Annotated in this window: 21 protein-coding genes and 1 pseudogene; 7 read left to right on the top strand and 15 right to left on the bottom strand. The window is 69.4% G+C overall.

All coding sequences use genetic code 11. The features are described from left to right. Positions 1-26: 26 nt before the first annotated feature. The 5 genes and pseudogenes from BUE42_RS33185 to BUE42_RS25825 all read right to left on the bottom strand — a co-directional run bounded on the left by BUE42_RS33185 (position 27) and on the right by BUE42_RS25825 (position 3,645). The gene (locus BUE42_RS33185; protein ID WP_159445499.1) at positions 27-431 is read right to left on the bottom strand and encodes a hypothetical protein; all 405 of its coding nucleotides are present in this window, start codon (positions 429-431) and stop codon (positions 27-29) included. Between the two features lie 66 nt (positions 432-497). Then, entirely contained in the window at positions 498-1,334 is an 837-nt protein-coding gene (locus tag BUE42_RS25840; RefSeq protein WP_073468167.1) for a helix-turn-helix transcriptional regulator, read from the bottom strand. After that, complete coding sequence (locus BUE42_RS25835) at positions 1,327-2,115, bottom strand: acetoacetate decarboxylase family protein (protein ID WP_073468166.1); 789 nt, start codon at positions 2,113-2,115, stop codon at positions 1,327-1,329. The genes BUE42_RS25840 and BUE42_RS25835 overlap by 8 nt, the downstream gene beginning before the upstream one ends. Before the next feature lie 129 nt (positions 2,116-2,244). Next, positions 2,245-3,288: pseudogene (locus BUE42_RS25830) on the bottom strand (sterol desaturase family protein); the annotation flags it as partial. 90 nt (positions 3,289-3,378) lie between these two features. After that, on the bottom strand, positions 3,379-3,645 hold the full coding sequence (locus tag BUE42_RS25825; protein ID WP_073468165.1) for a hypothetical protein: 267 nt from the start codon (positions 3,643-3,645) through the stop codon (positions 3,379-3,381). A 282-nt stretch (positions 3,646-3,927) separates the two neighbouring features. Here BUE42_RS25825 and BUE42_RS25820 point away from each other — a divergent pair, with 282 nt between their 5' ends. Then, positions 3,928-4,788, top strand: a complete 861-nt coding sequence (locus tag BUE42_RS25820; protein WP_159445498.1) for a helix-turn-helix domain-containing protein — start codon at positions 3,928-3,930, stop codon at positions 4,786-4,788. A 3-nt stretch (positions 4,789-4,791) separates the two neighbouring features. On the opposite strand, the gene BUE42_RS25815 is transcribed toward BUE42_RS25820, so the two are convergent. Next, complete coding sequence (locus BUE42_RS25815; RefSeq protein WP_073468163.1) at positions 4,792-6,138, bottom strand: sensor histidine kinase; 1,347 nt, start codon at positions 6,136-6,138, stop codon at positions 4,792-4,794. Further along, entirely contained in the window at positions 6,135-6,539 is a 405-nt protein-coding gene (locus BUE42_RS25810) for a putative pterin-binding protein (protein WP_083614575.1), read from the bottom strand. The genes BUE42_RS25815 and BUE42_RS25810 overlap by 4 nt, the downstream gene beginning before the upstream one ends. Positions 6,540-6,690: 151 nt before the next feature. On the opposite strand from BUE42_RS25810, the gene BUE42_RS25805 reads away from it, so the two are divergent. Both BUE42_RS25805 and BUE42_RS25800 read left to right on the top strand, forming a co-directional pair. Beyond that, a complete protein-coding gene (locus BUE42_RS25805; RefSeq protein WP_083614573.1) occupies positions 6,691-7,035 on the top strand; it encodes a dihydroneopterin aldolase in 345 nt (114 codons plus the stop codon). Continuing rightward, entirely contained in the window at positions 7,032-7,739 is a 708-nt protein-coding gene (locus BUE42_RS25800) for an SDR family oxidoreductase (protein WP_073468160.1), read from the top strand. Before BUE42_RS25805 ends, BUE42_RS25800 begins: the two co-directional genes overlap by 4 nt. A gap of 40 nt (positions 7,740-7,779) precedes the next feature. On the opposite strand, the gene BUE42_RS25795 is transcribed toward BUE42_RS25800, so the two are convergent. The 8 genes from BUE42_RS25795 to BUE42_RS25760 form a co-directional block, all read right to left on the bottom strand. Further along, positions 7,780-8,895, bottom strand: coding sequence for a DSD1 family PLP-dependent enzyme (locus tag BUE42_RS25795; protein WP_073468159.1), 1,116 nt, complete (start codon positions 8,893-8,895; stop codon positions 7,780-7,782). After that, positions 8,895-9,584 carry a histidine phosphatase family protein gene (locus BUE42_RS25790; protein ID WP_073468158.1) on the bottom strand — a complete coding sequence of 230 codons (690 nt, stop codon included), beginning with the start codon at positions 9,582-9,584 and terminating at the stop codon, positions 8,895-8,897. Before BUE42_RS25790 ends, BUE42_RS25795 begins: the two co-directional genes overlap by 1 nt. A gap of 4 nt (positions 9,585-9,588) precedes the next feature. Beyond that, positions 9,589-10,215 carry a YbhB/YbcL family Raf kinase inhibitor-like protein gene (locus BUE42_RS25785; RefSeq protein WP_073468157.1) on the bottom strand — a complete coding sequence of 209 codons (627 nt, stop codon included), beginning with the start codon at positions 10,213-10,215 and terminating at the stop codon, positions 9,589-9,591. Positions 10,216-10,224: 9 nt separating this feature from the next. Continuing rightward, positions 10,225-10,548: a DUF1840 domain-containing protein gene (locus BUE42_RS25780; protein WP_073468156.1), complete on the bottom strand. Its 324-nt coding sequence runs from the start codon at positions 10,546-10,548 to the stop codon at positions 10,225-10,227. After that, complete coding sequence (locus tag BUE42_RS25775; RefSeq protein ID WP_073468155.1) at positions 10,545-11,798, bottom strand: SAM-dependent methyltransferase; 1,254 nt, start codon at positions 11,796-11,798, stop codon at positions 10,545-10,547. The genes BUE42_RS25780 and BUE42_RS25775 overlap by 4 nt, the downstream gene beginning before the upstream one ends. A 126-nt stretch (positions 11,799-11,924) precedes the next feature. After that, complete coding sequence (locus BUE42_RS25770) at positions 11,925-13,997, bottom strand: putative bifunctional diguanylate cyclase/phosphodiesterase (protein WP_073468154.1); 2,073 nt, start codon at positions 13,995-13,997, stop codon at positions 11,925-11,927. Next, a complete protein-coding gene (locus tag BUE42_RS25765; protein WP_073468153.1) occupies positions 13,994-15,295 on the bottom strand; it encodes an HD-GYP domain-containing protein in 1,302 nt (433 codons plus the stop codon). The genes BUE42_RS25770 and BUE42_RS25765 overlap by 4 nt, the downstream gene beginning before the upstream one ends. 167 nt (positions 15,296-15,462) lie before the next feature. Next, entirely contained in the window at positions 15,463-15,903 is a 441-nt protein-coding gene (locus BUE42_RS25760; protein WP_073468152.1) for an Lrp/AsnC family transcriptional regulator, read from the bottom strand. A 120-nt stretch (positions 15,904-16,023) separates the two neighbouring features. Between BUE42_RS25760 and BUE42_RS25755 the strand changes: the two genes are divergently transcribed. The 4 genes from BUE42_RS25755 (at position 16,024) to pcaF (ending at position 19,892) form a co-directional block, all read left to right on the top strand. Next, positions 16,024-17,142, top strand: coding sequence for a saccharopine dehydrogenase family protein (locus BUE42_RS25755; protein WP_073468151.1), 1,119 nt, complete (start codon positions 16,024-16,026; stop codon positions 17,140-17,142). Positions 17,143-17,337: 195 nt separating this feature from the next. Next, positions 17,338-18,039: a 3-oxoacid CoA-transferase subunit A gene (locus BUE42_RS25750; protein ID WP_073468150.1), complete on the top strand. Its 702-nt coding sequence runs from the start codon at positions 17,338-17,340 to the stop codon at positions 18,037-18,039. A gap of 5 nt (positions 18,040-18,044) precedes the next feature. After that, the gene (locus tag BUE42_RS25745; RefSeq protein WP_073468196.1) at positions 18,045-18,680 is read left to right on the top strand and encodes a 3-oxoacid CoA-transferase subunit B; all 636 of its coding nucleotides are present in this window, start codon (positions 18,045-18,047) and stop codon (positions 18,678-18,680) included. Positions 18,681-18,689: 9 nt separating this feature from the next. Further along, positions 18,690-19,892: a 3-oxoadipyl-CoA thiolase gene (gene pcaF, locus BUE42_RS25740; RefSeq protein WP_073468149.1), complete on the top strand. Its 1,203-nt coding sequence runs from the start codon at positions 18,690-18,692 to the stop codon at positions 19,890-19,892. Positions 19,893-20,015 lie beyond the last annotated feature (123 nt).

Genomic DNA, 20,015 nt, shown 5'->3' with positions numbered 1-20,015 from the left:
GCCGCCCGGGCGCCGCGGCCCGGGCCCTAGATCAGGTCCTCGACCACCAGCCAGTGGTAGCGCTCGGCCAGCCGGGCGTCGAAGCGCTTGACGACCTCGGCGACGCGCTCGGCATGCAGCGTGTCGGGCGCGTACACCAGCAGCCAGCCGCAGCCTTCGCCGGCGAGCTGCTGGTAGCGGCGCATCAGCGTCACCTCGTAGCCGAAGCCGGCCAGCTGGCTGGCATGGCCGAGCATGTGCTGCATCTGCGCGCCTTCTTCTTCAGCGGTGATGAACATCACGTCATCCTCGTCGAAGCCGGCGTCGAACAGCGCCTGCATCGCCTGCTGCGCGAGCTCGTCGCTCGGCAACGCGACGACCACGTGGCCGACCGGTTTGAATGCGCCCAGCGACTGCGGCCGGGCCCCCTTGGTCATTCGCCTGACTGACATGGCATCACCTCCTGACAGGATCGCGATGAAAGACCTGCAGGAAGTCTAGACCTCGCCCATCGGGCGTCAATGCGCAGTCGCCTGGGGCACCCTCGAATCGGGGCTGGCGTGGGCCGCCTGCGCAAGCGCGCCGGGCGTGTAGCCGAAATGGCGGCTGAACCAGCGCGTCAGATGGGCCTGGTCGGCGAAGCCGCAGGCCTGGGCCGCCTGCGCGATCGGCCAGCCGTCGAGCAGCAGCCGGCGGGCGCGCGCCATGCGCGCGGCGCGCACGTAGTCGCCCGGGCTGATGCCGAGCCAGCGTGTCGCGATGCGGTGGAAGTGTTCGCGGCTGAGCGCGCAGTCGCGCGCGAGTGCGTCGATCGCGACCGTGCCGTCGCCGACGGCCGCGCGCTGCAAGGCCGCCAGCACCTGCTGCGCGGCACGGCCGGCCGGTTCGGCGCCGGCCGGCAGCAGCGCGGCACTGTCGGCGAGCGTCGCGGCCGCATGGCGCAGCCACGCCGCTGCGCCGGCGCTGTCACACAGGTCCTGCGCCTCGGCCGCAATGGTTTGCCGCATGGCACGCGCACTGCCCCGCGGCATCGGCACCCCGAGCGCGGCCAGCCACGGCACGTCGGCATAGACCATCACGACCTGCGTCTCGCCGCCCTCGTCCGCATCCAGCCCGCAGGTGTGGACGGCGCCCGGCGCGATCGCCAGCAGGTCGCCGGCCGACGCGGTGTGCCGGCGGCCGCCGAGGCTGAAGCGGCAGCGGCCGGCGAGCACCGCACCGATCGACCATTCGTCGTGCCAGTGCGGCGCCCATTCCTGACCCGGCCGGTGGTGCATCACCTGCTCGAGCGCCGGCTGGCCGTCGACATGCCAGCGCCGCACGCGCGAATGGCGCGACCCGCCCGGCTCAGGCATCGCGCGCTCCGACGACGGTCAGGCCGAACCAGCCGGCGCTCGCGTCGCCGGCCTGCAGTTCGCCGAGCAGCGAGAGCTCCTCGCGCGGGTGCTCGAACACCCGCAGCGATGCGCTGGCCGCATGCCATCCGCTCGTGGTGGGCTGCGCGATGTCGGCGCGCAGCAGCCGCAGCGCGGGCGCACGGGCCGGCTCGCGCAGGTCGGGGAAGCCGACGATGCCGAGCGTCGGGGCCGCGAGGAAGCCGAGCGGCCGGCCCGGCTCGCCGCTCAGGCGCGCCTCGGCCTCGATCACGCGGCGATCCTTCACCGCCAGGCTGGCGCCCAGCCGGGTGCCGGCACGCAGCGGCGCGGCGGCCGGGTGGTCGAGCGGCAGGCTGCGCGTGAGCCAGGTGCTGCCCATCTTCTTCGGCCAGCCCTGCAGCAGGCCGCGCAGCATCGAGACATCCTGGTCGACCCAGATCGCCGGGCAGAAGCCGCAGCGGCTGCCGTCGGGGCGCTCGATCTCCAGCACGACGATGGTCTCGCGGTATTGCGCCTGCACCGGGTCGAGCAGCTCGCTGCCGTCGGTGGTGGCCTGCCAGTCGGCGAAGTGCACGCAGCCCTGGCCGGTGGTGCGGCCAATGGAAGGCAGCACCAACTCAGCACCGCGCGCGGCATCGAAGCCGAACGCGACGTTCAACAGCCAGCCGGCGTAGTGCCAGGGCGGCGGCGCGACCAGTGCGCTGCGGCCGGAGACGGTGTAGGGCGGCGTGAAGCTCGGCGAGCTGAGGCTGGCGGACATGGGCGGCATTCTGCGTTCAGGGTTCGCCATGCTGCCGATGCGGGCTGCCGGCGTCTTGAACGCCAGTGATCACCGCGGCTGGGCGACCTGCCGCGATGCCGGCCAGCGCACGCCGTGCTCCGACACCCACCCGACCGCCCACAGGCCCACGAGGATCCCCGCTGCGGCGCCGGCCTGCGCGCCGCCCGACATCCGGTGCGCGTTCCACAGGAAGACGCTGGTGGCCGCCAGCAGCACCAGGAACAGCCCACCGGCGACCAGCGCCGCTGCGCGCGAGCGGTGCGGGTCGTACTTGCGGCGCGCCGCGATGTCGAAGGCCGGCTTCGGGAAGCGCTCGGCCACGTCGGCCGGCCGCCAGCCCGGCGGCTTGATCCACACCCGCAGCTTGTCGCGCCAGCGCCGCGCATGCCAGGCGTCCTGGGCGATGTCACGGTAGACGTGCAGGTTGGCCCACAGCGGGTTCCAGCTCGCCAGCGGCGTGCGCGTGCCGTAGACGCAGGGCTCGGCATCGTCTTCCTCGATGAAGCTGCCGAACAGCCGGTCCCAGACGATCAGGATGCCGCCGTAGTTCCTGTCGAGGTACCTGTCGTTGACGGCGTGGTGCACCCGGTGGTTGCTGGGCGCGCAGAACCAGCGGTCGAACCATCCGAGCCGGCCGATCTGCTGCGTGTGCACCCAGTACTGGTAGAGCAGGTCGACCAGCGCGACGACGCCGAACACCAGCGGCGGAAAGCCGGCCACCGCCATCGGCAGGTAGAAGATCCAGCCGAACAGCCAGCCGGTGCTGGTCTGGCGCAGCGCGGTCGACAGGTTGTATTCCTCGCTCTGGTGGTGCACCGCATGCGCGGCCCACAGCACCGCCACCGTGTGGCCGAGGCGGTGGTGCCAGTAGTAGCAGAAGTCGTAGACCAGCAGGCCGACGAGCCAGACCCAGGCGGCATCCTGCGGCAGCGGGTGCACCGCGAGGGTCTCGAACGCGAGCGCGTAGATGCCGACCATCAGCAGCTTGCTGAACACGTTCAGCACCTGGCTCATGATGCCCAGGCCGATGCTGTTCAGCGCGTCGGCCGTCACGTAGGTGTTGCGGCGCCGCGCGAGGCCGACCGCGAATTCGACCGCGATCAGCAGCAGGAACAACGGGGTCGCGAGGACGATGATCTGGGAATCCGTCATGCGGCGATGGTGGCGCTGCACGCATCGATTGGACAGTCGGACGGTCCCGGATTGCGCTGCGCCCCATCCAGGCTACAAAGCGCGCGGTGTCTACCGGGGGTTGTCGAGGCGTGCGGTCTTTGCGCATCGGCACGCGAAGACGGAATCGGGCGACGGCCTGGCGACTTCATGCGAGACCTGTATCACTTGCCCGGGATCCCGAAGCATCGTCGGAAGAATGCAGAGCACGCCGATCAGGAGCAGCATGGCCAGCACGAAGACGCACGAGCCGATGGCGTCCTCGCCGACGATCCCGGCCCGGGATCGCCGGCGCCTTCTGGAGAGGAGGATCATCCCGACCGCGCCGGCGAACGCCACGGTGCCCAGTGAGCAGTAGACCGGTGGGTCGAACGGGCGATCGAGGCACGGACCGGATCCCTGCGGTGTCGATGTGGCGCGGACGTGAGCGCCCGGGAGAGGCATCCTCATGACATGAACTCCTGTGCTGTGGAGCACCGGCCGACCGGTGCTGGAAAGGCTTCCGCTTTTCGCTTCAGGAGACAGCTTTCTTCCCTTATCCGGAAGTCTAGTGACTGTTTTCGCCTCTATCAAGGAATTTTTCTCAGGCGATGCGTGCATGCCGCAATGCGAAAATCCGCCGTGGACGACCACTCCCCTTTCGACATGACAAGCAGCAAACCCGGCGCGGACGATGGCGAACAATCACTGGCCGCGATCTGCGTTCGCGCGCTGCTCGATCGTCATGAAGTCCCCCGGCACAAGCACTCGACCTTGACCGCGGACGTCCTGGGCCTGTCCTACTCGCATGCGCATCGCAAGGTCCAGAAGGATTCGACCTGGTCGCTCGAAGAGCTCAAGCGCATGGCGGAGTTCTTTGGCGAAACCCTGGCGCAACTCGTGAGCCTGGGCGAAGCCGAGGCACCACGCTCGGCGGTCCTGCTCGCAGGATCGGCACGCGTGCCGTGTCGGATCTGGCTCGAGCAGGAAGCGAAGTCGGCACTGCCGGGATCGCTCGTCGCGATCGCCGTGGGCAGCGAATGGGTCGTGATGCCCGCCGGCGACAACGCGCCGCCGCACGCCTTCGACATCCGCCTGCTGGTGTTGCAAGGCGATGCGCAGACCGCGAGGCGGATCGCCGTGCTCGACGACAAGCGCGACACCACCGACAGCCTGGTCGAGGCGCTCGTGGCATCGGGATTCGAGGCGACGCCGTTCTACGCGGCGCAGGACCTGGCAGACGCCGTGCGGGCACGCCCTTTCGACGGCTACCTCATCGACTGGATCATCGGCAACCAGGACAGCCGCGAGCTGATCGCCGGCATCCGCGAGAGCGACCTGCAGTGCCCGATCGGCCTGCTCACCGGCGAGTTCGACACCGGGCGCGCCCAGGCGAACGAGGTGGCCGACGCCGTGCGGCGCTACAAGCTGATGTTCTTCGAGAAGCCCTTGCGGTTGCCGATCATCAGCGCGCAATTGACGCAGGCCTTCGGTCCCCGCTGAGGCTCACGACGCCACGGGCGTTCTCTCGTCGGCCATCGTCACCGGAACACGAAACTCGAAAGAGGAGCCGACGCCCAGGCTGCTCTCGACATCGACCGTACCGCCCAGGTGCGCCGCGACGGTGTGGACGATGGCCAGGCCGATGCCCACGCCCTCGCGGCCACCCCGCTCCAGGCTGGCGAGCCGCGTGCAGGCCGTGAAGAGACTCGGCAGTTGCTCCGGCGCAATGCCTCGGCCGGAGTCGGACACCGTCAGGTGCAGTTCGCGCGGTACAGCGGGCATGGCGTGCAGCGTGACGTGAACATGCCCTGCGTCGGTGTACTTCACGGCATTGCTGACGAGATTCGACAGCACCTGGAGGATGCGCTTCGGATCGGCGATGACGAAGACCGGATCGTCAGGAACGTCGGCACGAAGTTCCAGTCCCTTGGCAAAGGCCTGCGGCTTGAAGGTGTCGACGACATCGCGAACGAGAGCCCCGGCCTCGAAGGCTTCCGGGCGGATCTCGAGGCGCCCCGCCTCGCCGGTGGCCAGCGTCAGCAGATCGCGCAACTGCGTGCTCAGCGCGTTGGCAGCGCGCCGGATGCGACTGACGAATTCCTCGTTCGCTGCACCGTCCGCGCGACGCTCCATCACATCGAGCGAGCAAAGGATGTCCTGCAACGGCGACCGCAACTCGTGACTGACCATGGCGAGGAAGTTGGACTTCGAGCGGATGGCATCCCGGAGTTTGCGTTCTGATCTCGCCAGCGTCACCAGCCAACCGGTGATCAGAAGCCATGCAGCTGTCAACACGCCCCACAGCAGCGTACGCCGCTGCAGCAACGCATCCGCGGCCGCTTCACGGCTTCGCATTTCCTCGATCCTCACCTCATTGGCAAGTCGCACGAGCACGGGCTCGATGTCCTCGAACTGCGACAACAGCTCGATCGCACTCTCGCGGTCGAGGTCCTGGCGTGTCAATCGATGCATCACCCGCAGATGGAAGCCCTGCAGCTTCTCGACATTCGCCGAATAGCCCTCGATCCCGGCGAAATACCGAGTCAGTTCGGACGGAACGATCAGGATCCGCGCCTTGGACTGCAGGATGTCCGCGCGCAGATGGCGGTGGTCCTGATCGACGGGTTCGCCGGCCGCCTCCACGCGCACCAGTTCGCGCATGCGGTAGAAGGCCAACTGGTACTGGGCAACGCTCCAGTAGTAGCCCTCTCGCGGACCGTTCAGCGACCAGGCGGAGTCGTCGGGCCGGTACAGCACGTAGGTTCCGCCGACGAAGACCGCGCTGAGCAACACCACCTTCGCCAGCAAGTGCCAGCCGGGGGACCGTGCCTTGCCATCGCGGACGTTCATTGCACGTCGATCCGGTTGACCTGCCAGATGAACTTCGCCTCCGTCATCGGCGTCCCCAGCTCTCGGGGGCTGTCATCCCGTGGGTAGATGACGAACAGCGGCCCCCACTGGCTACGCTGCAACCGATGTCCGTCGCGGCTGTGGGCCAGCACGATGCCCCAGCGCGCCATGTCGCCCCAGGGAATGGTGACGTTGTAGTCGTCGACCGCCGTGATGCGCAGTGCTGTGCCCGTCGATGCGCCGACGTGGGCCATCACCGCATCCGCGCGAGGCCCTTCCCATCGAGACTTCGGCGTCCATGTGGTGCCGGTGACGATGACCGATTGCGGCAAGCGCATGAACTCGTTTTCCGTGAAGGCGAAAACGTTGCCAGCGTTCCGTTTCCCGATCTCGCCACCCACGGTCAGCAGTGGGCTGTCCGTCGCCCAGGCTGGAATTGTTGCTGCCGTCAACCCTGACAAAAGTGTTCTACGTCGCATCTTTGTCCCCGACTAGACTGCCGCGGATGCTAGGCGCCGATGCGTCGCAGCGACAGACAGACAAAGGGACCCCATGCCAAGAATCGACCTGGAAGTCGTCGTGATCACCGAGATTGGAATTGCCCCGACGGAGATCGGAACCCAGCAGTCGCTGAACGTTCGCGTCGGGGTCGAGATCGATGCTGACGCAGCGAACAAGGCCGCCCGGACAGCCGATATCCGCGACACCCTCGACTACGGCCACTGCCGCAACATCGTGCGGCAGGTCTTCGAAGGTTGCCGCTTCGACCTGCTCGAAGAGCCCACGCTTCTCATCAAGCGCCAGATCGAAGAACTGCCACATGTGCGATCGGTCGTGGTGAGCCTCGCGAAGGCCCATCCGTGGCCGGACGTGCCCAGCGTTCGCTTCACTGCATGAAGGCAGCGCTCGTCACGGGCGCTGCCACGCGTGGCGGTGCGGCCATCGCCCGTGAACTGCACCGTCGCGGACTCACGCTGCTGCTTCACCATTCCCCACGCTCCGTCGTGCAGGCACAAGCACTGGCCGGCGAGATGAACGCAGCTCGCTCGGAAAGCGCCGCGACGTGGTGCGCCGATTTCAGCGACCCCGCCGTTCGTGTGCCGGAATGGGTCGTCGACGCCGCCGTGGAGGTGTGCGTGTGCAACGCCTCGGTGTGGGAAGCCAGCACGCTCGCCGACTGCGACCGGGCAGCGACCGACTGGAACGTGCACGTGGCGTCCCACGCGGCGGTGCTGGCGGCGCTGAAGGCGAGCCTGCGATCCATCGTCACGATCACCGACGTGCATGCCGACCGGCCCGCGCGGGGTCACCTCTGGTACACGACGACGAAGGCGGCCCTGCAAGCCATGACGATGGCGCTTGCCGCGGACTGGTCCCCGCGGGTTCGCTGCAACGTCGTCCAGCCGGGCACGCTGACCTGGCCGGAGGGATGGTCCGATCGCGCCCGGCAGGAGTCCGTGCGTCGCGGGATCCCGTTGGCACGCGAGGGCAGCTTCGAGGAACTGGCCGCCGCCGTCGGCTGGCTGGCCCTGGACGCGCACTACGTGACCGGCCAGATCCTGGCCGTCGATGGCGGGCGAAGCCGCGTGCTGTGCGATTGAATGCACGTTGTAGCCCGGATGCCAATCCGGGAATCGTCCGTCAGACCAGGCAGCCCCGCGCGTCGACCGGCCACACCCCCTCGACGACCCCGTCGGCCAGCCCGCCCCGCACCGCGACATACCGGTCATGCAGGTTGACTGTCGGATCGCAATGCCCCGGCACCAGCCACACCGTGTCGCCCAAGGCCGGCAGCGCATCGCGCCCCGGGTGCAGGATGCCGTGCTCGTCACCGCCGTTCGCGAACACCAGTTCGCGCTGCCAGGTGCTCGGCAACCCGCTGTCGATCGCGTGCGACTTGTGGCCGGCGTCGACCACCGCATGCGACGCGCCGCGGCTGACCACCTGGCTCTTGACGAACAGCGCGTGCTCGAACACCGGCGCGCCCGGCGCCGGCTGGTTGTCGGCGTAGTCGCGGTCCATGAACAGGTAGCTGCCGGCCTGCAGCTCGCCGTACACGCCGCTGGCCGCCTCGAACGCGAAGCTGCCGGTGCCGGCGCCGGTCACCAGCGGGCACGCGATGCCGGCCCCGGTGATCGAGGCCTGCGCGGCCCGCACCAGCGCCACCGCATGGCGGATCGCCGCCGCGCGCTCGTCGGCCGAGCGCAGGTGCTGGGCCTTGCCGTGGTAGGCCTGCAGCCCGGCGAAGCGCAGGCCGTGCGACACCACCTGGTGCGCGAGCGCGCCGGCCGCGGTGGCGGCGACACCGCAGCGCCCCTGGCCGACGTCGATCTCGACGAACACCTCGAGCGAGGTGCCGGCCGCCTTCAGCGCGAGCGCGAGGCGGTCGATGCCGAGCGGCGAATCGACCGCGATCGCGAGCCGGATCCGCCCGGCCAGCGCGGCCACGCGCGCCAGCTTGGCCACGTCGACGATCTCGTTGCTGATGTAGATGTCGGCGACGCCGCCGGCCGCCAGCGCCTCGGCCTCCGACAGCTTCTGCACGCACACGCCGACCGCGCCGGCGGCGACCTGCAGCGCCGCGATGTGCGCGCTCTTGTGCATCTTCGCGTGCGGGCGCAGCCTCAGGCGGTGATCGCGCGCGAACGCGGCCATGCGCGCCAGGTTGCGCTCCATCGCGTCGAGGTCGATCACCAGCGCCGGCGACGGCACGGCCGCGACCGGGTCGCCGACGCGCGGCTGCGGCTGCATCTGCATCACGCCGCGTGTCCCACGCGGTCGGTCGCTGCCACGCCGGTCGCGTTGCCGGGGTCGTCGAGCGACGGGCCGTCCAGCCCGTCGAAATGATGCGTGTCGTTCCAGCCGACCAGCGTGAAGCCCTCGGGCGTGTACAGCAGCCGGTTGATGCTCGCATTGCCGAGCTGCCACGAGCGCGGCGCCTGCAGGTCGATGCGGGCCGCGGCGCGGTACAGGCAGTCCATCACGCCGCCGTGCGCGACGATCGCGATGCTGCTGCCCAGGTGCGCCTCGGCCAGCCGCGTCACCGCGCCCACGCAGCGGGCGTACAGCTGCTGCAGGTTCTCGCCGCCTTCGGGGCCGTAGTCGGGATCGCGCTGGCGCCAGCGCAGGCTCTGCTCGGGCCAGCGCGCCTCGATCTCGGCGAAGGTCCAGCCCTCGAAAATGCCGAAGCTGCGCTCGCGCAGCCCGGCGTCGGCATGCACCGGCAGCCCGTGCGGCTGCGCGACCGCCTGCGCGGTCTCGAAGGCGCGCTGCAGGTCGCTCGCGAACACGATGTCGATCTGCTCGTGCGCCAGCGCGGCGCCCAGGCGCCCGGCCTGCCAGCGGCCCTTGTCGTTCAGCGGAATGTCGGTGTGGCCCTGGATGCGGCCATCGACATTCCACGCGGTCTCGCCATGGCGGATCGCGAGGATGCGGGTCAATTCCATCGGTTCAGGTCAGTCGTCGGTTGAGCGTGTAGGTGCCGGAGTGCGTGGCTTCGGCCAGCACGTGCCGGGCGATCGCCTCGCGCACCTGCGCGCCGGTGAACACGCCGTCGACCGGCGCGCGGGCCACGTCGAGTGCATACAGCGTGAACACGTAGTGGTGCACCAGCGAATCGTTGAACGGCGGGAACGGCCCGTCGTAGCCGAAGTACTGCCCGGCCATCTCGGGGTTGCCGGCGAACCAGCCGGTGTAGTCGTTCAGGCCATGGCGCGCGCCGTGCAGCGTCTGCGGACCCGGCTTGCCGCGCGCGCTGAAGCTGCGGCTGAACTCGCCCTCGGCGATCGCGCCGAGACCGGCCGGCAGGTCGACCATCACCCAATGGAAGAAGTCGACGCGCGGCAGGTCGCTCGGCACCTCGCGGTCGGCCTGGTTCACATCGTCGCCGCGGCTGGGCACGTCGAAGTCATGGCAGATCACGGCCAGCGACTGCGTGCCGGCCGGCACCTCGCTCCACGCGAGGTGCGGGTTCAGGTTGTCGGAGAAGCCGACCCCGCTGCCGCCGTCCAGCCGCCCGGCGGCGAATCGCGCCGGAATCCGGTCGCCGTTGATCCAGCTGTCGCTCCACAGTTTCATCGCTGCTCCTCAGACACCCCAGGTGATGCCGGCGTCGGCCGGCTGCGCACGCTTCATCATCTCGACCAGCGGCCAAGCGCGCTGGCGCAGGCCCACGCCTTCTACCGGCGGCAGCTTCTTGCCCTCGGCCGCCGCCTCCTGCTCGGCCTGCTTGCGCGCCGCGTCGTCCTGCGCGACCGCGGCTTCGAGCGCCGCGATGGCCGCCGGCATCTGCGCCGGCTCGATGATGCCCGTCGCACCGGGCTGCTTGCCGATCAGGCGCAGCACCTGGTCGCCGTTCGGTCCCATCATGATCACGTCGCCGGCCGCCTTCGATTTGAACTTGTAGATCATCGGTACATGTACTCGCGGTTGAACGGGAACTCGGATTGTGCGCCGCGCATCGGGCCGCGCGACGGGTCGCCATCCGGCCGCGCGGCCAGCATCTGGAACAGCGAGATCCAGCCCTGCTCGAAGCACATCGCGCAGCCCGCGAGGTACAGCCGGTAGGCCCGCACCACCGATTCGCCGGTGAGTTCGCGCGCCTTGTCGAGCTGGCTCTCGAGCGCCCCGCTCCAGGCCCACAGCGTGCGCGCGTAGTGCGGGCGCAGGTTCTCGGCATCGACCGGTTCGAGTTGCGCTTCGCTCATCACCTTCAGCACGTGCGAGACGTGCAGCAGCTCGCCGCCGGGGAAGATGTAGCGCTCGATGAAATCGCCCATGCCGGCACCGAGCTGATCGTGTTGCGTGCTGCCGGCGGTGATGCCGTGGTTCATCAGCAGGCCGCCCGGCTTCAGCAGCCGGCGGATCTTGTCGAAGTAGGCCGGCAGCTGCGCGTGGCCGACGTGCTCGAACATGCCGACCGACGCGATCTTGTCGAACGGCTCGTCTTCCGGCAGCTCGCGGTAGTCGCGCAACTCCATCGTGATGCGCCCGCGCAGCCCGCAGCGCTCGATCAGCTGGTTGACGTGCGCATGCTGGTTCTTCGACAGCGTGATGCCGTGCGCCCGCACGCCGTAGTGCTGCGCGGCCCACATCAGCAGCCCGCCCCAGCCGGCGCCGATGTCGAGGAAGCGCTCGCCCTCGCGCAGCATCAGCTTGCGGCAGATGTGGTCGAGCTTGGCCTCCTGCGCCTTCGCGAGCGACAGGCTGCCTTCGCGAAAGTACGCGCAGGAGTAGACCTTGCGCGGGTCCAGCCACAGCGCGTAGAAATCGTCCGAGACGTCGTAGTGGAACTGGATCTGCTGGGCGTCCGACTCGGTGCTGTGGCGCGCCCGCGAGCGCGCGGCCCGGGTGATGTTGCGCCACCAGGCGAGCGGTGCGCCGCTCGCCTCCGACTTGGTCGGGTCGTCGTCGATCAGCTGCGCGGCGATGGCCATCAGGTCGCGCACCGAGCCGTCGAAATCGAGCCGGCCCTCGACATAGTCCTGCGCGACCCGGCCGACCTGGCCGCCGGCGATGTGCACCAGCGGCGACAGCTCGTTGAGCCGGATCGTCACCGTGGGCTGTGAGTGGCCGAGCCGCTGCCCGCCGGGCAGCACCACCGCCATCGGGACACCCAGCGCTTCAACGCGCTGCTCCAGCGTTCGCTCAAGTGGACTCATCGGGATCCTCCTGGATCCCCAAAATGTAGGGAAAAAAGCAAACGCCCCGGCGGCGTGCGGGCTTTCCGACCCGGCGACCCGGATCGATGTCAGTTCATGTCAAACGCGCTCGGTCAACGGGATGGGTCAGACGGGATGGACCAGGCGCACGCTCCGCGGCATCGGCTCGCCACGGCCGACGCGGCCCTCGAAGCTGCCGTGGTCGAGGGCCGGCGCGAACAGGAAGCCCTGGAATTCGTCGCAGCCGGCGTCGTGCAGGAACTGCCGCTGCGCCTCGGTCTCGACGCCCTCGGCGATCACGCGCAGGTTCAACGCCCGGCCGAGCTGGATGATCGCGTTGACGATCGCGACATCGCTGGTGTCGTCCGGCAGGTTCTTGATGAAGCTGCGGTCGATCTTCAGCCGCGCGATCGGGAAGCGCTTCAGGTAGCCCAGGCTCGAATAGCCGGTGCCGAAGTCGTCGATCGCCATCTGCACGCCCAGCTGCTCCAGCGCCTGCAACCGCTGCAGCGCGCCGGCGGCGTCGTGGATCAGGATCGATTCGGTCAGCTCCAGCTCGAGCAGCCGGGCCGGCAGGCTCGCGCCCTTCAGCGCATCGGCCACGTGGTCGATGAAATCGGGCTGCTGGAACTGCAGCGCCGAGACGTTGATCGACACCGGCATCTCCAGTCCGTTGGCGCGCCATGCGGCCGCCTGCCGGACCGCCTGCGCCAGCACCCAGTCGCCGATCGCGATGATGAAGCCGCTCTCCTCGGCCACCGGGATGAACTCGGCGGGCGAGACCTCGCCGAGCACCGGGTCGCGCCAGCGGATCAGCGCCTCGGCACCGATCACCTGGCCGCTCTTCAGGTCGATCTGCGGCTGGTAATGCAGGCGGAACTGGCCGCTCGCGAGCGCCTGGCGCATCGCATGGTCGATCTGCATCGGCGAGTTGTCGGCGCGCCGGCCGGCGTCGCCGCGCGGCTGGTGGAAGCGGAAGCTCGCGCGCCCCGCCTCCTTGACGCGGTGCATCGCGGCATCGGCGCGGCGCATCAGGTCGTCGGCCGTGTCGCCGTCGGCCGGGCTCTGCGCGATGCCGATGCTGCAGGTGACGGTGAAGCTGACGGTGTCGAGCGTGAACGGCCGCGCCATCGCGTCGATCACGCGGCGCGCGGTGGCCTCGGCCGCCACGGCATCGGCCTGGTGCACCAGCAGCACGAATTCGTCGCCACCCAGCCGCGCCACCGTGTCGACGTTGCGCAGGCTGGCCTTGATGCGGTCGGTCACCTCCAGCAGCACGCGGTCGCCGACGCCCAGCCCGAGCGTGTCGTTGATCTGCTTGAAGCGGTCGATGTTCAGCACCATCAGCGCGAACGGGTTGCCGCCGCGCTGCGCCATCGCGAGCGCGAACTCGATGCGGTCGGCCAGCAGCCGCCGGTTCGGCAGGCCGGTCAGCGCGTCGGTGTGCGACAGCTCCTCGATGCGCGCGCTGGCGGCCAGCTTCTCGGTGATGTCGCGGAACGAGAACACCCGGCCGATCGGGTGGCCGCGGGTGCACTGCGGCAGCGTCAGCCGCTCCAGCACGCGGCCGGAGTGCAGCGTGAAGACGTCGCTGGTCTGCAGCATCGTCGCTTCCTGGATCGCGGCGAGGCGGCGCTCGTAGTCGGCACCGTCGACGACGCTCGCGCGCATCCAGTCGCGCACCGCTGCGTCGTCGCGCCGGGCCAGCACCTCCTCGGGCAGGGCCCACAGGCCGGCGAAGCGGTGGTTGAAGCTGCGGATGTGGCCCGACAGGTCGGTCACCAGGATGCCGTCGGCGGTCGATTCGAGCGTCGCGCGCAATTCGGCGAGGCGGGTCTCGAGCTCTTCTTCGGCGGCGCGCTGCGCGCTGCGGTCGCGGCAGGTCACCAGGAACAGGCCGTCGCCGATGCGGCTGACGCGGCGCGTCACCGGCAGCAGGCGGCCGGAGAAATCGCGCACCAGCGTGTCGGAGACGATCTGGTCGACCAGCCCGGCCGACGCCTCGCTCCAGAACACCAGGTCTTCAGGCGTCGCGCACAGGTCGGTGGCGCCGCGGCCGCACAGCGAGGCGGCCTCGACGCCGAACAGGTCGCCGGCCGCGGCATTCGCCGCGCGGATCCTCAGGCTGCCGGCGTCGACCAGCCACACCGCCTCGAGCAGGCCATCGATCAGGCCCTGCATCGGGTCGGGGACGGTCATGCAACGGCCTCGGCGTCCGCGGTGTCCGGCACCTGCTCCGGTTCGAAGAAGTAGGCCACGCGAGCGCGCGGCGACAGGTAGATCAGCGAGGCCGTCGGCAGCTGCTGCGGCTTCAGGCTGCGGCGGATGCCCAGGCGCGGGGTCAGCTCGAGGTCGAGCATCAGCGCTTCCTCGCGCGGCACCTTCGGGTCGTGCACCAGCACGCGCGGCTTCAGCGGCCGGGTCGAGTTGACCGACACCACCATCGCGTAGCGGTCGTCGGTGAGCTGCACCGTCGAGCCGGGCGGGTAGACGCCCATCATGCGGATGAAGGCGCCGAGGATCGCGGTGTCGAACTTGGCCTTGCTCTGCGCGAACAGCGTCGACAGCGCCTCGTGCGGCGTCAGCGCGCGCGACGGCACGTGCGGGTTGCACAGGTTGTCGTAGCGGTTCACCAGCGAGACGATGCGCGCGGCCGTCGTCATGCGGTCGCTGTTGAGCTTGAGCGGAAAGCCGCTGCCGTCGGCATGCTCGTGGTGCTGCGCGATGACCAGCGTGGCACCCGGTTGCAGGTCCATCTTCTTGGCCAGCGTCACGCCGTGCGTCACGTGCTCCTGATAGAACTGGGTCTCGGCGTTGGTGAAATGCTCTTCGCGGTGGCGCACGCGGTCGGGCAGCTCGATCTTGCCGATGTCGTGCAGCAGCGCGCCGACGCCCAGGTCCATCATCTCGGGCGACGACAGCCCGAAGGTCTTGCCCATCAGCAGCGAGATCACGGCGACGTTGACCGAATGCATCGACGCCTTGTCGCCGATGCCGTCGCTCAGCAGGCGGATGCACAGGTCTTGCGCCGCCAGCATCTTGTCGACGAAGGCCCGGCTCAGCGCCTCGGTGTTCTCGCGCGCCTGCTGCGGCTTGGCCGTCACCAGATCGAGCGACTGCTTGCAGGCCTTGGTGGCTTCGGCGAACTGGCGCTCGCAGACGGCGAGCGACGCGCGCTCGGCCGCCAGGGCTTCGCGCAGGCGGCGGCGTTCGCTGACTTCAGGGGATTCGGCGGGCGCTGCCGGGGCAGCCAGCGGCGCCTGCGCGGCGGGAGTTTCGACCACCGGCGTGGTCACCGGCGGCGGGTCGCTCTTGTCCGGGCTCCAGCGCACGCGCGGCAGCCCGAGGCTGCGGATGGTCGCGATCTGGTCGGCCGTCGTCAGCTTGAAGCTGCTGAGCGGAAACGGGTGCGCCATCCAACCCACGTCGAGATGAACGAACATCCCGACGCGCAGTTCCTGGACCTCGATGACCAATGGGGAGATGGCTTCTTTCATGCGGATGGCGAGCAACCTCGGACCAGGGGTGCGCGCCACGGGGCACGCTTGCAAGGTTTTCGGCGGCTGGGTGCCTTGACTTGAAGTTCATTATCCCGAGGGACACATGTCCTCACACCTGCTAACTCTGACAGGAAACCGCGATTCAGGACCACCGTCCGTGACTTTTACCGCTCTATTCGGGTCGACAGCACGATCGCCGAGGTCGTGCGCTCGACCCCTTCGAGCGCGCCGATGCGGTCGATCAGCGCGTCGAGCTCGCCGATCGACTGCGCCGCGACGATCGCAATGAGGTCGAACGGGCCGCTGACCGAGTGCAGCACCCGCACCTCGGCGATCTTGCGCAGCGCCGCCTCGATGGCGGCGCTCTGGCGCGGCGCCACCGTGATCAGCACGTGGGCGCGCACCAGCGCGGCTTCGAGCTCGTCCGGCACGACGATCGTGTAGCCGGCGACCACCCGCTGCCGCTCCAGCCGCTCGAGCCGGCTCTGCACCGTGGTGCGCGACAGCGCGAGGCGCCGCGCCAGCTCGGCGGTGGAGGCGCGGGCGTTCTCGCGCAGCAGCGCGAGCAGCGTGTGATCGGTCTTGTCGAGGATGGGTTTGGTCATTTCGTCGGAGCTTGTCGGCGATATGCCGGAATGTGCCCGTCGTTTCGTTGAATTTCAAGCTGCCTTTTGATCGGATGCTTCGGACAATCGCCGTCATTCCCCACAGCATGCGAGGCGGCAATGAAAGACATCCTGGTGATCGGCGGCGGCAAGATCGGCTCCGTGGTGGGGGCCTTGCTGGCCTCGGCGAGTGGTGGCGAGCGCTACACCGTGACGGTGGCCGACCGTTCGGCGGCCCAACTCGCGGACATCGCCAACGAGATGGCCGGCACCCCCGGCCTGTCGACGCTGGTGCTCGACGTGAACGATGCCGAGAAGCTGCGCAGCGCGCTGCGCGGCCGCTTTGCGGTGCTGAGCGCGGCGCCCTACCACCTGACGGCCAAGGTGGCGCAGGCGGCGCGCGACATCGGCGTCCACTACCTCGACCTGACCGAAGACGTGGCCAGCACCCGGCGCATCCGCGAGCTGGCAGTGGGCGCCGGCACCGCCTTCATCCCGCAATGCGGGCTGGCGCCCGGCTTCATCTCGATCGTCGCGGCCGACCTGGCGCGCGGCTTCGACACGCTCGACAGCGTGCGCATGCGCGTCGGCGCGCTGCCGGCCTACCCGAGCAATGCGCTGAACTACAACCTGACCTGGAGCACCGAGGGCGTCATCAACGAGTACTGCGAGCCCTGCGAGGCGATCGTCGACGGCGTGAAGCGCGAGGTGCCGGCGCTCGAGGAGCGCGAGGAGTTCTCGCTCGACGGCGTGCTGTACGAGGCCTTCAACACCTCCGGCGGCCTCGGCACGCTGTGCGAGACGCTGGCCGGCAAGGTGCGCACGCTGAACTACCGCACCATCCGCTATCCCGGCCACGCCGCGATCATGAAGGCGCTGCTGCACGACCTGCGGCTGAAGGACCGGCGCGACGTGCTGAAGGACATCCTCGAACAGGCCGTGCCGACGACGATGCAGGACGTGGTGATCGTGTTCGTCACCGTCTCCGGCATGAAGGACGGGCGCCTCGTGCAGAACACCTACGCGCGCAAGACCTATGCGCACGTGCTGGCCGGCAGGCTGCGCAGCGCGATCCAGATCACCACCGCGAGCAGCCTGTGCGCGATCCTCGACATGCTGGCGAACGGCCAGCTGCCGCAGAAGGGCTTCGTGCGGCAGGAAGACGTGCTGCTGGCCGACTTCCTGGCCAACCGCTTCGGCCGCGTCTACGCGATGAACGAGTTGGCGAAAGCGGCTTGATGCCCCACCCCCGAGGCGCTGCGCGCCTCCCCCTCAAGGGGGCGCCGCCAGTGGTCCGGCAAAGCCGGTCCCACGGCGGCCGCTTGAAGGTGCCCGGGCGTTGCCGGGCTTCAGACTGAACCCTACAATGTTCCAATAAAGAACCGGCGTTCGTCAAAAGAACTTTTGACGTCGTCGGCCTTCATGGGGAACGCAATGATCAACAAGCTCTGCGATTCGGTGCAGGAGGCGCTGGCCGGCGTGCCCGACGGCGCGACGGTGATGATCGGCGGCTTCGGCGGTGCCGGCCAGCCGGGCGAGCTGATCGACGCGCTGATCGCGCAGGGCGCGCGTGACCTGACCATCGTCAACAACAACGCCGGCAACGGCGAGACCGGCCTGGCCGCGCTGCTCGCGACCGGCCGCGTGCGCAAGATCATCTGCAGTTTTCCGCGCCAGGTCGATTCGCAGGTGTTCGACGGGCTGTACCGCAGTGGCCGCATCGAGCTCGAACTGGTGCCGCAGGGCAACCTGGCCGAGCGCATCCGCGCGGCGGGTGCCGGCATCGGCGGCTTCTTCACGCCCACCGGCTACGGTACCGAGCTCGCGCGCGGCAAGGAAACGCGCGAGATCGACGGCCGCATGTACGTGCTCGAGTCGCCGATCCATGCCGACGTGGCGCTGATCAAGGCCGAGCGCGGCGACCGCTGGGGCAACCTGGTCTACCGCAAGACCGCGCGAAACTTCGGGCCGATCATGGCGATGGCGGCGAAGCTGAGCATCGCGTCGGTGCACGAGGTGGTGGCGCTCGGCGAGCTCGACCCGGAGCACATCGTGACGCCGGGCATCTTCGTGCAGCGCGTCGTGCAGGTGCCGCGCAGCAGCACCGGCCCGGCCGGCTTCAAGCAGGCGGCGTGATGGCGATGCAAGGACTCAACCGAGACCAGATGGCGGCCCGTGTGGCGCGCGACATTCCCGAGGGCGCGTACGTGAACCTCGGCATCGGCCTGCCGACGCTCGTGGCCAACCACCTGCCGCGCGAGCGCGAGATCTTCCTGCACAGCGAGAACGGCCTGCTCGGCATGGGCCCGGCACCGGCCGCGGGCGACGAAGACTACGACCTGATCAATGCCGGCAAGCAGCCGGTGACGCTGCTGGCCGGCGGCGCGTTCTTTCACCATGCCGACAGCTTCGCGATGATGCGCGGCGGCCACCTCGACATCTGCGTGCTCGGCGCGTTCCAGGTGTCGGCGCGCGGCGACCTGGCGAACTGGCACACCGGCGCGCCGGATGCGATCCCCGCGGTCGGCGGCGCGATGGACCTGGCGATCGGCGCGAAGCGGACCTTCGTGATGATGGAACACCTGACCAAGGCCGGCGAGAGCAAGATCGTCGCCGAGTGCAGCTACCCGTTGACCGGCGTGGCCTGCGTGAGCCGCATCTACACCGACCTGGCTGTCATCGACGTGACGGCCGCCGGGCTGAAAGTGGTGGAGACTTTCCACGGCCTGCCCTTCGATGAACTGCAGCGGTTGAGCGGCCTGCCGCTGATCGCCTGAGAGATTCCAATGACACAAGCCTTCATCTGCGATGCAATCCGCACGCCCTTCGGCCGCTACGGCGGCGCGCTCTCGTCGGTGCGCACCGACGACCTGGGCGCGATTCCGCTGAAGGCGCTGATGGCGCGCAACGCCGGCGTCGACTGGGACGCGGTCGACGACGTGCTGTTCGGCTGCGCGAACCAGGCCGGCGAAGACAACCGCAATGTCGCGCGCATGTCGGCGCTGCTGGCCGGCCTGCCGATCGGCGTGCCGGGCATGACGATCAACCGGCTGTGCGGCTCGGGCATGGATGCGGTGGGCAGCGCGGCGCGCGCGATCCGCAGCGGCGAGGCCGGCCTGATGATCGCCGGCGGTGTCGAGAGCATGAGCCGCGCGCCGTTCGTGATGCCGAAGGCCGAGAGCGCGTTCAGCCGCAGCACCGCGATCCACGACACGACGATCGGCTGGCGCTTCGTCAACAAGCTGATGAAGGAGATGCACGGCGTCGACTCGATGCCGGAAACGGCGGAGAACGTCGCGGCCGATTTCGGCATCGCGCGCGACGCGCAGGACCGGATGGCGCTCGCGTCGCAGCTGAAGGCCGTCGCGGCGCAGAAGGCCGGCTTCTTCGACGCCGAGATCACGCCGGTGACGATCGCGCAGAAGAAGGGCGATGCGCTCGTCGTGACGCAGGACGAGCACCCGCGCGAGACCTCGCTCGAAGCGCTGGCGAAGCTGAAGGGCGTGGTGCGGCCGGACGGCACGGTGACGGCCGGCAATGCCTCGGGCGTCAACGACGGGGCCTGCGCGCTGCTGCTGGCGAGCGAGGCCGCCGCGGCACGCCATGGCCTGACGCCGCGGGCCCGCGTGCTCGGCATGGCGACGGCCGGCTTGGCGCCGCGCATCATGGGCATGGGCCCGGCACCGGCGACGCGGCGCGTGCTGGCGCTGACCGGGCTGCGGCTCGACCAGATCGACGTGATCGAGCTGAACGAGGCGTTCGCGGCGCAGGGCCTCGCGGTGCTGCGCGACCTCGGGCTGCAGGACGACGATGCGCGCGTCAACCCGAACGGCGGCGCGATCGCGCTCGGCCACCCGCTCGGCGCGAGCGGGGCGCGGCTGGTGACGACCGCGGTGAACCAGCTGCACCGCAGCGGTGGGCGCTACGCGCTGTGCACTATGTGCATCGGCGTCGGCCAGGGCATTGCGGTGGTGGTCGAGCGGGTCTGAGCCGGCAGGGCCTGCCCCCGCTGCTACATTGCCCGTCCATGAACATGGACACGGCCGATCCGTCACAACAGTTCTCGCTCTTTGATGACGAAGGCCGTGGAACGACCGATCCGGACGGCGGTG

The sequence above is a fragment of the Rhizobacter sp. OV335 genome (assembly GCF_900142965.1).
Classification (GTDB): domain Bacteria; phylum Pseudomonadota; class Gammaproteobacteria; order Burkholderiales; family Burkholderiaceae_C; genus Rhizobacter.
This window is presented reverse-complemented; position numbering and strand designations above follow the sequence as displayed.